Source organism: Lentzea sp. DG1S-22 (assembly GCF_036321065.1).
GTDB classification, from domain to species: domain Bacteria; phylum Actinomycetota; class Actinomycetes; order Mycobacteriales; family Pseudonocardiaceae; genus Lentzea; species Lentzea jiangxiensis.
Map to the genome: position 1 here is coordinate 6,459,855 of NZ_CP143276.1, position 13,349 is coordinate 6,473,203.

Genomic DNA, 13,349 nt, shown 5'->3' on the forward strand with positions numbered 1-13,349 from the left:
TGCGTTAGCTTGCATTTGCGCTGGTTGTGGCGGTTTTCGGGTGGCGTTGCCCGTGTTGCGCGCGGCCTGTTGCGTTGCGTGCTTCCCCCTGGAGGCTCTGCCCCCAGACCGCAGCAATCTGATCGAGGGTGCCGCGCGTTGGCGGGTTGATGGCACGCCTGTTGCGTCCGTTGTGGGGTGGGGCCAGCGAAAGGCCAAAGCGGCTCGGCTTCGCCATCGCTACGGCTCGCCTTCCGCCTCGCGCTGGAGCTTTGGTCTCGCGTGGGGTCGCCAGCCGGTTAAGGCGCGGGAGGTGCTGCCACCGGCTCGTTCAGCGACGGGATCTTCGCCTTGAACGCCTTGACCATCGCGTCGCGGCCGATCGAGTTGAACTGCTTGCCCAGGGTTCGCATGATCGAGTTCTCGGTGGGGCGGTACAGGCCGTTCTTGTAGTACCTCGCACCCTCGACCGGGGCGATCACGCCGCCGTCCGGGGAGGGCTGGCCCAGGTACTCGCCCCACTTGGCGCCGGTCGGGTCCTTGGTCACGTTGAACTCGCGTGGTTCGGTGCCGGTGTAGGTGGCGTAGGGGTAGTCGTACTCGTCGGCCAGGCCGCCGATCGAGTGGCCCAGCTCGTGGATCGCGATCTGGCCCGCTGAGGCGTTCGAGCCCGCGGCGGTGGCCACCGAGCCGCCTGCTCCGCCGTACTTCGCGGTGTTGCCGAGGGCGATGACCTGGTCCGCCTGCGGGGCGAGGGCGGCGTACTCCTTGGCCTTGGTCTCGTTGACGCAGAGGAGGCGTTCCGTATTGGCGTCCCGGCCCTGGCACCAGAAGCCCATGTCGAGGGCGGTGTCCTTCGCGATGCCCTTGGTCGGGTCGTGGTCCACGCCGGACTCGTTCGAGATGACGTTGACCTGCCAGACGTTGAAGTACGCCTTGTAGGTGGCGAAGGGTTCCACCGCGGAGAGCTCGTCCCACTTGCTCTGCACGTTCGCCGTGTAGGTGGCGAGGTCGTCGGCCGTGTAGCCGTCGCCCACGAAGACCAGGTCGAAGGCGTCGGACGAGTCGCGGTCGCCGAAGACCTTCGTGACTTCCGCCGCTGCGAGGGCTTGGAGGCCCGCTGACTTCTCCGCCGGTGCCTTCGGGGTCCGGACCTGCGTGATCGAGCCGTCTTCGCCGAAGACCTCGCGCCATTCCATCGCCGGGGCGGCGCCACCGGTCGGTACCTGCGCGAACAGGGCCAGCGCGGTGACGGTCAGCGCTGGGAGGAGCAGCCGCGAACGATGCATGTGTTGACGCTAAGCAACCATGATGTCACTCACAAGCGGCAATTGTCGGTACTTTTCACCCAAGCCTTGTGTCGGGTCAAAACCGACACCGGTCGTCGCGTGATCTGGGCAACTACCTACTCTGAGGTGTGTGAACCCCACCGATCTGGCGATCTCCGGGCCGTTGCTGCTGGCCACCGGGGTTGCTCTGCTCGCTGGCTTCATCTCGTTCGCGTCGCCGTGCGTGGTGCCGCTCGTGCCCGGTTACCTCGCGTACCTCGCCGGGCTGGTCGGGGCCGAGGCGCCCCGGGTCGAGGCCGACGAGCCCGCGAAGGCGGGGCGGTTGCGGGTGGCCGGGGCCTCGCTGCTGTTCGTGGGCGGGTTCACGGTGGTCTTCGTGCTGGCCTCGATGACGATCCTCGGTGCCACGGATGCGTTGCTGCTCAACGCTGATCTGTTCCAACGCATCGGTGGGGTCGTCACGATCCTGATGGGGCTCGTGTTCATCGGGCTGGTGCCGGCGCTGCAGAAGGACGTGCGGTTCCACGCGAAGCCCAGGGCCGGGCTGGTCGGGGCGCCGTTGCTCGGGGCCGTGTTCGCGCTCGGGTGGACGCCGTGCCTCGGGCCGACGCTCGCCGGGGTGCTGGCCGTGGCGCGCAGCACCGAGGTCGGGTCGTCGACGGTGCGCGGGGCCGTGCTGGTGCTCGCGTACTGCCTGGGGCTCGGGTTGCCGTTCGTGGTGCTCGCGCTCGGGGCCCGGTGGGCGCTGGGAGTCACGAAGTGGCTGCGCACGCACGCCCGGCAGGTGCAGATCTTCGGCGGCGTGCTGCTGATCCTGGTCGGGATCGCGCTGGTCACCGGGCTCTGGGGTGAGTTCGTCGGGTGGCTGCGCTACTCGTTCGTCGACGTCGTGGAGTTGCCGCTCTAGTGATCGCCTTCCTGCGCAACACGTGGCGCGGCCTCACGTCGATGAGGACCGCGCTGACGCTGCTGTTCCTGCTCGCGCTCGCGGCGATGCCCGGTGCGCTGCTGCCGCAGTTGTCGCTCAACGCGGCCAAGGTCGACGAGTACGTCGCTCAAAGGGGCTGGTGGGGCGAGCTGCTCCTGAAGCTCGGGTTCTTCGAGGTCTACGCGACGCCGTGGTTCGCCGCGATCTACCTGCTGCTGTTCACCTCCCTCGTCGGGTGCCTGCTGCCCCGCACGTGGGAGTACTTCAAGCAGATGCGCTCGAAGCCGGTGCTGACGCCGCGCAACCTCTCCCGCATGCCGCACCACGCGCAGGCCGAGCTCGACATCACGCCGGACGAGGCCGTCGAGCGCGCGAAGAAGGCCATGCGAGGCTGGCGGATGGACGCCGGCGAGGGCACGGTCAGCGCCGAGCGCGGGTTCCTGCGCGAGACCGGCAACCTGGTCTTCCACTTCGCGCTGCTGGGCCTGCTGGTGTCGTTCGCGCTGGGCAAGATGTTCAGCTACGAGGGCCAGGTCATCGTCCAGGCGAACGGTGGCCAGTTCTGCAACGGCGGCATCTTCAACTACGACTCGTTCCGGCCGGGCCTGCAGGTCGACGGCACGGACCTCACGCCGTTCTGCGTCGAGATCGGCGAGTTCTCCGCCGAGTACCTCGACAACGGCCAGCCCGTCGGCTTCCAGGCGGACATCCGCTACCAGTCGGGCCAGGACCTCGCCGCGAACACCTGGAAGCCCTACACGCTGCAGGTCAACCACCCGCTGCGCACCGACGGCGACCGCGTCTACCTGCTCGGCCACGGCTACACGCCGACGTTCACGGTGACGTTCCCCAACGGCGAGAAGCGGACGCAGGGCATCCAGTGGCTGCCGGCCGACCAGCTCACGCTGGCCTCCGAGGGCGCCACGAAGTTCGACCCGCCGGGCATCACGGACTCCGAGACGCGGCGCAAGAACCAGATCGCGGTGACGGGGCTGCTGGCGCCGACGCCGCTGTTGCACGGCGGCATCCTGACCTCGAAGTTCCCCGCGCTGAACAACCCGATGGTCGCCGTCGACGTGTACCGCGGCGATCTTGGCGTGGACGACGGACGTGGCCAGTCGATCTTCTCGATCGACGGGAAGCTGGTCGAGCAGGGCCGGTTGCAGAAGGTCGCGCGCAAGAACCTCGCGCTGGGCGAGGAGATCGCGCTCGACGACGGCACCAAGGTGCGCTTCGACTCCGTGAGCGACTGGGTGTCGTTGCAGGTCTCGCACGACCCGACCCAGGGGTACGTGCTGGCGTTCGCCATCCTGATCATCCTCGGCCTGGGGGTCTCGCTGACCGTCAAGCGCCGCAGGGTGTGGGTGCGTGCGACCCGTTTGGAGGACGGGCGTACTTTGGTCGAGGTCGGCGGGCTCGCCCGTACTGACCAGGCAGGATACGGTGAGGAGTTCACGCGCCTCGCCCGCGCGGTCTTGAACGAGGAGAAGTCCTGATGCCGGTCAACGAGACACTCGCGACCTACAGCGACTGGCTGTACCGCAGCGCTCTGGGCGTCTACCTGTTCGCTGTCCTGCTCTACGCGGTCGAGCAGGCCTTCTCCCGTGCGCCGCGCAAGGCCGGGGCGCTGGTCGGAGCCGGTGCGCCGGACGTCCTCACCGACGAGCCGAAGAGCGAGCTGACCAGGGCCGAACGCATCGGCCGCATGGGCGCCGCGATGACGGTCCTCGGCGCGTTGCTGCACCTCGGGTCGTTGGTCATGCGCGGTCTGTCAGCCGGGCGGGCGCCCTGGGGCAACATGTACGAGTACATGTCGCTGCTGTGCCTCGCGGCCGTGGCGACGTGGATCGTGCTGATGGTCAAGTTCCCGATCCGCCGGCTCGGCGTGTTCGTGCTGCCCCCGATCCTGGTCCTGCTGTTCCTCGGCGGCACCGTCCTCTACGCCGAGTCGGCGCCGGTCCAGCCCGCGCTGCGGTCGTACTGGCTGGTGATCCACGTCTCCGTGATCTCGATCTCCTCCGGCATCCTGCTGATCCCGGGCGTCACGTCGATCCTCTACCTGCTCAAGGACCGCAAGACCGACCGCTTCCCGAAGCTCCCGTCCGCCGACGTGCTCGACCGCATGTCGTACCGGACCACGGTGCTCGCGTTCCCGCTGTTCACCGCGGGCATCATCTGCGGCGCGATCTGGGCGGAAGCGGCGTGGGGCCGGTTCTGGGGCTGGGACCCCAAGGAGACGGTGGCGTTCGTCTCGTGGGTGGTCTACGCGGCGTACCTGCACGCGCGTGCGACGGCCGGTTGGCGTGGCCGCGGGGCCGCTTGGATCAACGTCGCGGGCTTCGCGCTGAACGTCTTCAACCTGTTCTTCATCAACTTGGTCGCGACCGGGTTGCATTCTTACGCCGGTCTCTGACGAGTTGGCCCCCACGTCGATGGAACCGCTGGTGGTTGCGTACCGTCGCAACCCGGGGGTCGGGGAAGTCCTGGTCCCCTTGCTCAGGGAGGGCCACAGCGGTGACATGGCAACCACCGGGTGAGGAACAGGGCTCCGGCCCGCAGTACGTCGACCCTCAGGCGGCGGCCTACCTCGACCCGCAGCAATCCGGCCCGCAGCACGTCGGCGGCGGCCTATCCGGCCCCTACCACGTGGGCGGCAACCCCTCCGGCCCGTACCAGGTGCCCGGCGGTGCCTCCGGTCCCTACCAGGTGCCCGGCACCGCGTCGGGTCCGTACCCGGTGCCCGGTTCGCAGTCGGGCAGCTACCAGGTGGGCGGCGGCCAGTCGGGTGCTCATCCGGTCGGTGGTGGCCCGTCGGGTCCGCACAGCACGGGGCAGAACGCGGCGCAGTACGGGCAGTTCGCGGGCTCGCCGTTCCCGAACAACTTCCCGCAGCAGCAGTACCGCTCGCAGGCGCAGGAAGTGTCGTCGCAGCAGCTGATCAAGAAGGAGAAGCGCCCGCCGACGTCGGGCTGGCGCAAGACCCTGCACACGGTCACCGGTGGCGCCATCAACCTCGGCGAGAGCCCTGCCGACGTGCGCCGCCGCGAGCTGATCGCGCGGATCAACCAGCCGCTGCGCGGGTGCTACAAGATCGCGATGCTGTCGCTCAAGGGCGGTGTCGGCAAGACCACGACGACCACGACGCTGGGCTCGACGTTCTCGTCGCTGCGCGGTGACCGGGTGATCGCCGTCGACGCGAACCCCGACCGCGGCACGCTGGCGCTGAAGATCCCGCGGGAGACCACGGCGACCGTGCGCCACCTTCTGCGCGACGCACCGCGGATCACGAAGTACAGCGACGTGCGCGCGTACACCTCGCAGTCGCCCGCGCGCCTCGAGGTGCTGGCGTCCGAGCAGGACCCGGCGGTGTCGGAGGCGTTCAGCGAAGAGGACTACCGGCGCACGGTGGCGTTGCTGGAGCACTTCTACAACATCGTGCTGACCGACTGCGGCACCGGACTGATGCACTCGGCGATGAAGGGCGTGCTGGACGAGGCGGACTCGCTGGTCCTGGTGTCGTCCGGCTCCGTCGACGGCGCGCAGACCTCGGCCGCGACGCTCGACTGGCTGGAGGCGCACGGCTACCGCGACCTGGTCGCGAAGTCCGTGTGCGTGATCAACTCGGTGCGCCCGAAGTCGGGCAAGGTCGACCTCGACAAGCTCGCCGCCCACTTCCAGCAGCGGTGCCGTGCCGTGGTCCGCCTGCCGTTCGACGCCCACCTCGAGGAGGGCGCCGAGATCGCGCTGGACCAGCTCGCGCCGGAGACCCGGCTCGCGTTGCTGGAACTCGCCGCGGTGGTCGCGGACGACTTCCCGCACTCCTGAGGCGGGTACGTCTGACAGTGGCGGAAAGGGGTCCTGCGATCAGGGCCCCTTTTCCGTTCACTCCTCGCGCTTGCGCTGCTCGTCGAGCTTGCGCAGGAACTCCGGGTCGTCGTCGGGTGCGATCACCTTGCGGCCTGGGGTGTACTCCGAGTGCTGCGGGGCGAACGCTCGCCACACGAGCACAGCCACGGTGAGCGCACCGATCACCGCCAGCAGGTAGATCATCGTGTCGCCACCTCCCTTTGCCACGAGATTACCCGCGGCACAGGAGTTACCACGGTTTCAATGGCGAACGGGTTCAGTCGCCTCGGTCGTCAGCTCCGAGAGGAGCTGCTTCACCTCGGTCTCACGGAACCTGCGATGTCCTCCAGGGGTGCGGATCGAGCCGATGCGACCTGCGGTGGCCCATCGGGTCACGGTCTTCGGGTCGACCCGGAACAGATTGGCGACTTCCCCAGGCGTCAAGAGCCGCTCGGTGGCTGCAGTCACTCGTCCTCCTCAGATCAGACGTTCCGGTCTGATCGTGGCATCTGACCCATCAGGTACTCGAACGCTTGTTGTTTGGTAAAGAGGTAGTAAGGGACGCAGAGGGCGAACCGGACACCCGAGGTCCGCTGTGTGCCCGGACACGTGGGGCATAGGGTGTCGCGGGTGGATGCTCTTGATCGGCAGATCATCGCCGCGCTGCGCGCCAACGGACGGGCCACGTACGCCGATCTCGGCAGGCAGGTCGGCCTGTCCGCGTCCGCCGTGCACGAGCGGGTCGGCAAGCTCGAGTCCAGCGGCGTGATCGTCGGCTACCACGCCGTCGTGGACCCCAGCGCGGTCGGCCTGGGCGTGACGGCGCTGATCGGGATCCACCCCACCGACATCGCGGACGACAACGAGGTCGCCGTCGCCCTCGGTGAGCTGCACGAGGTCGAGTCCTGCTACCGGGTGGCGGGCGACGAGTCGTTCATCGTCAAGGTCAGGGTGGCGACCGTCGACGACCTGGAGCGCTCGCTCGGCCGTCTGCGGCGCATCCCCGGGGTGGCCCGCACCCGCACGACCGTGGTGCTCTCCACGCGGTTCGAGGGGCGCCCGAACACCGGCGACGAGGAAGGCGACGTAACCTGGACGGGTGCTCGCTCGTGATGTGACGCTCTACGTCCTCGCACGCCTCGGCCTCGTCGCGGTGGTGACCGGCGCGCTGCTGTTGTTCAAGGTTCCTTTGCTGCCGGCGCTGGCCGTCGGGGTCGTCGTGGCGCTGCCGGCGTCGTTGTTCCTCTTCAAGGGGTTGCGCCAGCGGGTCGCGGTGGGCCTGAACGAACACCAGGCGGCGCGCAGGGCCGAGCGGGACAAGCTGCGGTCCGAACTGCGCGGTGACGAAGGTCCTGTCACCCAGGCATAGGACGTCTGCCGGTTATCGTGCGGGCTGTGAGTACCTCCGTTGACCGCGTTTGCAGCAGGACCAGGCACTGGGTGTGCGAGGCCGTCGGGATCATCGAGGCGGACGCGAACCGCAGCGCCGACACGCACCTGCTGCGCTACCCGCTTCCGCTCGAATGGGGCATCGACCTCTACCTGAAGGACGAGTCGACGCACCCCACGGGCTCGTTGAAGCACCGGCTCGCGCGGTCGTTGTTCCTCTACGCCATCTGCAACGGCTGGATCACCGGCGGCACCCCCGTGATCGAGGCGTCGTCCGGGTCGACGGCGGTCTCCGAGGCGTACTTCGCGCGGCTGCTGGGGTTGCCGTTCATCGCCGTCATGCCCCGCTCGACCTCGGCCGAGAAGGTCGCGCTGATCGAGCGGCAGGGCGGGAAGTGCCACTTCATCGACGAGCCGTCGGCGCTCTACGACGAGTCGCGGCGGCTCGCGGCCGAGCTCGGCGGTCACTTCATGGACCAGTTCACCCACGCCGAGCGGGCCACGGACTGGCGGGGCAACAACAACATCGCCGAGTCCATCTTCGAGCAGATGAGGCTGGAGCCCTCGCCCGAGCCCGACTGGATCGTCGTGGGCGCGGGCACGGGCGGCACGTCGGCCACCATCGGCCGGTACATCCACTACCAGAAGTTGAACACCCGGCTGGCCGTCGTCGACCCGGAGCACTCGGTGTTCTTCGAGGCCTGGCGCGACGGCAACCGCGACCTGGTGGCCACGCGCGGCTCGGGCATCGAGGGCATCGGGCGGCCGCGGGTGGAGCCGTCGTTCATCGGCGAGGTGATCGACCGGATGATCAAGGTGCCGGACGCGTCGTCGATCGCGACGATCCGGTACGTGGAGGACCTGCTCGGCCGGCGCGTCGGCGGCTCCACCGGCACGAACCTCTGGGGAGCGTTCCAGATCGTCGCCGAGATGCGGCAGTCCCGTGCGCGCGGGAGCGTGGTCACGCTGCTGTGCGACGGCGGTGAGCGTTACGCGAACACCTACTACGACGACACATGGGTAGCCGCTCAGGGCATGCACCTCGACCCGTGCCTGGAACGGCTGGACAACTTCCACCGCACGGGGAACTGGTGACGAGAGCTGTGCGTCACAGCGTGACCTGAGCACCTGAGTCCGCAGGGGGGACGCTGTGTCGTCGATGTACACCGACGCGGCCGAGTTGCGCGCGTACGCCGAGTACCTGCGCACCGAGGCCCAAGAGTTCGAGACGATCCGCAAGTACGTCCACGCCACGGCCTGCGACAAGGCGGGCTTCACCGGCCTGCTGACGTTGCTGCAGCCGGGCGTGGACGTCGTGCGCGCGTTGTTCGACGAGACGCTCGACTTCGGCAAGTCGAAGCTCGAGGGCACGGCTTCCGCGGTGGACGCGACGGCGAAGACCTACGAGGACCTCGACCGGGCTCAGCGGGCGATCTTCGAGGGGATCCTCAGGTGACCACCGCGAGCTACCAGTCCGTGCGCCCGGTCGCGGCCTCCCTCAAGCAGCCCGAGGTAGACCGGGCGTCGCTCAACGACGTCCTGCAGGAGCAGGGCTGGGGCGTCCAGGCCGTCAACTGGGTGTTCGAGGCGGTGACCGGCGAGAGCCTGGTCGCCACGATCATCACGCCGATCACCGGCGACTGGTCGAAGATCCGTGCCGACGGCGACGCGTGGCGCATGGTCGGCAACGCCATGAACGACGTCTCGTACAACCTCACCGACGCGGTGGGCAAGGTGCGCGACCACTGGGACGGCGACGCGGCCCGCGCCCACGAGAAGTACATCGCGCTCGGCTGGAAGGCCGGCCTGCTCGCGGAGATGGGCGTCGCCCAGCTGATCGCGAAGGGCTTCGACACCGTCGCGTCCGGGGCGGAGGCGCTCGGCAAGCAGGCCGCCCGCCTGCTCGACTACCTCGTCAACAAGCTGCTCGAGGCCGCCGCCACCGTCTGGATCCCGGTCGGCGGCTGGATCAAGGCCGCCGAGATGGTCTGGAACGCGTACCAGATCTACCGGCGCGTCATGGACATCATCGAGACGGTCCAGAAGCTCATCGCCGACGTGAAGGCGCTCTTCGACGCCGTCGGCCGCGTCTTCTCCGCGATCGGCAAGCTGAAGGACGCCGACTCCCTCGCCGAGGCCATGAACGCCACCCAGGAGGTGGCCGAGGCCGGGCGCGACGTCCGCAACTCGATCAACGACATCCGCGACGACATGACGGCCGTCAAGGACTCCGCGACCGAGATCGTGGACCGCGGCCAGGACATCGGCACGAAGGTCCGCGAGGTCACCGCACCCCCCGGTGCGTCCGACGCCGAGGGCACCAAGCCCGCCGCCGTCTCGTCCGCCGCTCCCGGTGGCGCGCCCGTCGCGCCGCCGCCTGCCGTGCAGGGCGGCTCGGACGCTCCGGCCACCCACGCCGCCGCCGCGGGCGGTCCCGCTGTCGCCGCGCCGCCGTCGACGGGCGGTGGTTCCGGCGGGGCACCCGCCGGTGCCGGTGGGCACGGCGGCTCGGGTGGCGGTCCGGTGAGCGGCCCGCCGACCGTGCGCCCCGACACCGCGACCCACGTGGCCGGTGCCGCTCCCGCGGCGGCCCCGCCCACGTCGTCGCACCAGACGCCGATGGCCGGCGCGATGCCGATGGGCGCCCCGATGGCGCCCGGCGCCGGTGGTGGCGACCAGACGAGGAGCTCCGGTTCGCGTCCGGGCGCGGGCGGAGTACCCGCGTTCCCGAGCGCGGGCGCGCCCACGGGCCAGCCCAGGCCGACCGGCCTGCCGGCGCCTCCCGGACAGGGCTCCGGCCTGCCGACGCCGCCGGGGATCCCCGCCCAGGGGAGCTCGCCCGCCGGCCCGCGTCCCGGCGGCCTGCCCACGCCGCCGTCCGGTCCTCAGGGCCCGGGCAGCCACTCCGGCGCGCACCCGTCGGGCACCGGCGGCACGCACCCGACGCCGCCGAACTCCGGCTCGCACCCGTCGCCCGGCTCCGGTCTGCCGACCCCGCCGAGCCCCGGTGGGCACCCGGTTCCGGGCAGTTCCGGCCTGCCCACGCCTCCCGACCACCCGAGCGCGAGCTCCGGAACGGCGACCGCCCCGGCCCCGTCCGGCGCGGGCGGCGGCCTGCCGTCGCCTCCCGGGCACCCGGCCCCGAGCGCGGGCGGCGGTCTGCCGTCACCTCCCGGACACCCGAGCCCCGGCACGGACCACCCGGCCCCGTCCGGCAGCACGCCGCACGACGGCGGAACGCGCCCGCACGACCCGACCCCGTCCGGCACGACCCCGGGCGACCAGCCGGGCCCGCGTCCGCACGACACCACGCCTCACGACGGCGGCACCAAGCCCCACGACACGACGCCGTCCGACGGTGGCACGCGCCCGCACGACCCGACCCCGGGCGACCAGCCGGGCCCGCGTCCGCACGACACCGCCCCCGGCGGCACGACGGACACCAAGCCCCACGACACCGACCCGCGGCCCCACGACACCGACACCCGGCCCCACGACGGCGACCCGAAGCCGCACGACACCGACATCCGTCCCGACGACGGCAAGCCCCACGACACCGACACCAGCGGTGCCGGGGACGCGAAGCCGCACGACCCCACCCCGGACACCGACCCGGCCCCGCCGGCCGACCGCGACCCCGGCACCAGGCCGTCCGACGAGGCCACCACGGGCAACAACGGCGACGGCGACGGGGGCGGCACCCCGCCGCCCGCCGGCCCCGACCTCAAGGGCCACTTCGACGCGGCGGCGATGGCCGCGCAGGGCCAGGGCTACCAGCACCAGCTGGAGCAGATCCTGCCCGACCAGGCCGACCGCGACCGCTACGTCGAGCTGAGCCAGAAGCTGTCCACCGACCTCAGCGCGGACGAGGCCCAGCACGTCGCCGACGTCCGCAACCAGATCAAGGTCGACACCGGCGACATCGTCACCAAGGCGCTCAGCCCGAGCGCGGTCAGCACCTACCTGCCCGACCAGCCGCACGCCCCGGGCAGCAAGGGGGAGACCTGGCAGAACCAGATGGCGGGCTCCGTCGCCCGCGGTCAGGACGTGGTCGGCGTCAACACCCCGCAGGGCCTGCGGGACGGCCTCGCCCTCGACGACAAGGGCAAGGGCTGGACGCCGATCCCCGAGGGCGCGCCGTCTGCGATGCAGCTGCGGTACGAGCTCACCGACCAGAACGCCGGCGCGCACAACGTGCCGTTCGGCGGGCCGAAGATGGACACCCCGGACTTCACGCAGCCCGGGCCGTACCCGGAGGGCCACTACCAGTCGCCGCAGGAGAAGGCGCACTACGAGGCGTCGCAGAAGCAGATGGCGGCGGCCGGTGGCAGCGCGAAGGTCTACGACGGCTACGACCCGTTCACCGGTACGGGCTCCACGATGGGCGGCATGCCGGAGTGGCGCGTCGACGCCGGCACACCGTTGCCCGATCGTGCCGAGATCTGGCAGGTGAACGAGGACGGCTCTGAGAAACTGCACGCCGTGTACGACCGCAAGTTCGGCTGGACGAAGCTCTGATGACCCAGTACTCCCAGGAGATGGCCGAGTACCGGGGCGAGGTGTACTTCGCCGGCGCCGAGGACGCCGACCACGTCTGGATCCGCAAGGTCCCGGGCGTGGCGTACGTCCACGCCGACGGTTTCCAGACGTACGGCAACCGCGAGTTCAAGACGGTCGCGGTCACCGAGCTCGACGCCTGGTACCGCGAGACCTGCACGGCGACGTGGCGCGGGCAGCCGTTCAACGTCGTCGTCATCGACGGCGGCAGGGCCGAGGCGGGGTACGCGGGCGGCGAGTACGGCTGGGCGGCGGACAACGGCCTCGAAGGTGACCAGTACAACGGCTACCGGGCCACGCTCGACGTCGGCGAGCTCGCGGACGTGCAGGTCGACCGCACCGACTTCCTGGCGCGGTGGAAGGAGAAGAACCCGGGATGAGCACCCCTCAGGCCGTGCGCAAGGCGGCCGGCATCGGGCCGGAGACGATCCTGCAGAAGATCGTCCACCCGGCGATCGCGCAGCTCTACCTGGGCAACGTCGTCGTGACGGGCAAGTTCGAGCCGCACCGCGCGGCCGGGTTCGTGACGCGCGGGCAGGACTTCCCGCAGGGCACGTCCGAGCAGTTCGCCGAGGCGTTCGGCGTCGACAGGGTCGCCGACTGGCCGCGGGGAACCCAGTACCTGCTGCGCTTCCTCGCGCACACCACGGAGCTCTTCGACACGAGCTTCGGCGGCCCGACGCTCGAGGGCGCGCGGAAGATGGGCACCTCGCGCGTCTACCCGGTCCCGTTCACCGGCACCGGCTACACGCCGAGCGCGAACCCGATCCCCGAGTACGTCATGGAGCTCGCCGAGCTCCCGGCGGGCACGGAGCTGTGGCGCTTCGAACCGGACGGCACCGGCCGCAGCGTCGGCAAGTACCTGAACCGCCAGGTCGGCTGGATCCCCACGGGTGACGTCGGCTTCGGGCCCGCGAGGTTCTGGCAGGCACCGGTCCCGCACCGGCCCACCGTCCGCCGCGGGCTGATCGGCCGGTACCGCGGCCAGGACTTCGACGTCGACTTCGGACCGGCGCCCGGTTCCGTCCTGCTGCACCCGCTCGCCGGGCAGCCCGCGCCGCCGGACTTCACCGTCGAGCACGGCGCCGCGTTCCTCGAGGTGCCGGACGCGCTCGTCGAGGACCTGCAGCTGGTCCGCACGGTCTGCACGTACCGGGGCGCGGAGTTCGAGATCGTCGGTGTGCTGGGCGACCAGGCCGTGCTGCACTTCCTCGGCGAGAACTACGAGGTCGCCCAGGAGCTCGGGTTGTCCGAAGTGGACTTCCGGCAGTGGCGCACGGTCGCGCGGCGCGACGAGGTGAGCGACATCCGCGGGGACGCGAGGCCGGTCCAGCGGGGTCTCTTCGCGAGGGAGAACTGAG

14 protein-coding genes are annotated in these 13,349 nt (G+C 70.4%); 11 read left to right on the forward strand and 3 right to left on the reverse strand.

Going from position 1 to position 13,349, the window contains the following annotated elements:
• Positions 1-278: 278 nt before the first annotated feature.
• Positions 279-1,268, reverse strand: a complete 990-nt coding sequence (locus tag V1227_RS30435) for a M64 family metallopeptidase (protein WP_329788780.1) — start codon at positions 1,266-1,268, stop codon at positions 279-281.
• 130 nt (positions 1,269-1,398) lie between these two features.
• Between V1227_RS30435 and V1227_RS30440 the strand changes: the two genes are divergently transcribed.
• The 4 genes from V1227_RS30440 to V1227_RS30455 all read left to right on the forward strand — a co-directional run bounded on the left by V1227_RS30440 (position 1,399) and on the right by V1227_RS30455 (position 6,021).
• Entirely contained in the window at positions 1,399-2,175 is a 777-nt protein-coding gene (locus tag V1227_RS30440) for a cytochrome c biogenesis CcdA family protein (protein WP_329788781.1), read from the forward strand.
• A 41-nt stretch (positions 2,176-2,216) separates the two neighbouring features.
• Entirely contained in the window at positions 2,217-3,692 is a 1,476-nt protein-coding gene (gene resB / locus V1227_RS30445; RefSeq protein WP_329794150.1) for a cytochrome c biogenesis protein ResB, read from the forward strand.
• Positions 3,692-4,609, forward strand: coding sequence for a c-type cytochrome biogenesis protein CcsB (ccsB, locus tag V1227_RS30450; RefSeq protein ID WP_329788782.1), 918 nt, complete (start codon positions 3,692-3,694; stop codon positions 4,607-4,609). The genes resB and ccsB overlap by 1 nt, the downstream gene beginning before the upstream one ends.
• Positions 4,610-4,710: 101 nt before the next feature.
• Positions 4,711-6,021: an AAA family ATPase gene (locus V1227_RS30455; protein WP_329788783.1), complete on the forward strand. Its 1,311-nt coding sequence runs from the start codon at positions 4,711-4,713 to the stop codon at positions 6,019-6,021.
• Between the two features lie 57 nt (positions 6,022-6,078).
• On the opposite strand, the gene V1227_RS30460 is transcribed toward V1227_RS30455, so the two are convergent.
• Together V1227_RS30460 and V1227_RS30465 are read right to left on the reverse strand one after the other, a co-directional pair.
• The gene (locus V1227_RS30460) at positions 6,079-6,246 is read right to left on the reverse strand and encodes a hypothetical protein (protein ID WP_090046371.1); all 168 of its coding nucleotides are present in this window, start codon (positions 6,244-6,246) and stop codon (positions 6,079-6,081) included.
• A 57-nt stretch (positions 6,247-6,303) separates the two neighbouring features.
• Positions 6,304-6,510 carry a BldC family transcriptional regulator gene (locus V1227_RS30465; RefSeq protein WP_089915625.1) on the reverse strand — a complete coding sequence of 69 codons (207 nt, stop codon included), beginning with the start codon at positions 6,508-6,510 and terminating at the stop codon, positions 6,304-6,306.
• A gap of 162 nt (positions 6,511-6,672) precedes the next feature.
• Between V1227_RS30465 and V1227_RS30470 the strand changes: the two genes are divergently transcribed.
• From V1227_RS30470 to V1227_RS30500, 7 genes are all read left to right on the forward strand, one after another.
• A complete protein-coding gene (locus V1227_RS30470; RefSeq protein ID WP_090095890.1) occupies positions 6,673-7,155 on the forward strand; it encodes an Lrp/AsnC family transcriptional regulator in 483 nt (160 codons plus the stop codon).
• Complete coding sequence (locus tag V1227_RS30475; protein ID WP_245732910.1) at positions 7,142-7,411, forward strand: DUF4229 domain-containing protein; 270 nt, start codon at positions 7,142-7,144, stop codon at positions 7,409-7,411. Before V1227_RS30470 ends, V1227_RS30475 begins: the two co-directional genes overlap by 14 nt.
• A 26-nt stretch (positions 7,412-7,437) precedes the next feature.
• Entirely contained in the window at positions 7,438-8,526 is a 1,089-nt protein-coding gene (locus V1227_RS30480) for a PLP-dependent cysteine synthase family protein (protein WP_329788784.1), read from the forward strand.
• A gap of 64 nt (positions 8,527-8,590) precedes the next feature.
• Positions 8,591-8,887, forward strand: coding sequence for a hypothetical protein (locus V1227_RS30485; RefSeq protein ID WP_329788785.1), 297 nt, complete (start codon positions 8,591-8,593; stop codon positions 8,885-8,887).
• Entirely contained in the window at positions 8,884-11,949 is a 3,066-nt protein-coding gene (locus V1227_RS30490) for a hypothetical protein (RefSeq protein WP_329788786.1), read from the forward strand. The genes V1227_RS30485 and V1227_RS30490 overlap by 4 nt, the downstream gene beginning before the upstream one ends.
• Positions 11,949-12,368, forward strand: coding sequence for a hypothetical protein (locus tag V1227_RS30495; RefSeq protein ID WP_329788787.1), 420 nt, complete (start codon positions 11,949-11,951; stop codon positions 12,366-12,368). Before V1227_RS30490 ends, V1227_RS30495 begins: the two co-directional genes overlap by 1 nt.
• Positions 12,365-13,348 (forward strand): hypothetical protein, encoded by a 984-nt coding sequence (locus tag V1227_RS30500; RefSeq protein WP_236216899.1) that lies wholly within the window; start codon positions 12,365-12,367, stop codon positions 13,346-13,348. Before V1227_RS30495 ends, V1227_RS30500 begins: the two co-directional genes overlap by 4 nt.
• The last annotated feature ends 1 nt before the right edge of the window (position 13,349 follow it).

What these genes read in the sequence shown, in the direction of transcription:
- V1227_RS30435 (WP_329788780.1), bottom strand. Translation starts at nt 1,268, where the DNA reads ATGCATCGTTCGCGGCTGCTCCTCCCAGCGCTGACCGTCACCGCGCTG.
- resB (WP_329794150.1), top strand. Translation starts at nt 2,217, where the DNA reads ATGAGGACCGCGCTGACGCTGCTGTTCCTGCTCGCGCTCGCGGCGATG.
- ccsB (WP_329788782.1), top strand. Translation starts at nt 3,692, where the DNA reads ATGCCGGTCAACGAGACACTCGCGACCTACAGCGACTGGCTGTACCGC.
- V1227_RS30460 (WP_090046371.1), bottom strand. Translation starts at nt 6,246, where the DNA reads ATGATCTACCTGCTGGCGGTGATCGGTGCGCTCACCGTGGCTGTGCTC.
- V1227_RS30485 (WP_329788785.1), top strand. Translation starts at nt 8,591, where the DNA reads ATGTACACCGACGCGGCCGAGTTGCGCGCGTACGCCGAGTACCTGCGC.
- V1227_RS30495 (WP_329788787.1), top strand. Translation starts at nt 11,949, where the DNA reads ATGACCCAGTACTCCCAGGAGATGGCCGAGTACCGGGGCGAGGTGTAC.
- V1227_RS30500 (WP_236216899.1), top strand. Translation starts at nt 12,365, where the DNA reads ATGAGCACCCCTCAGGCCGTGCGCAAGGCGGCCGGCATCGGGCCGGAG.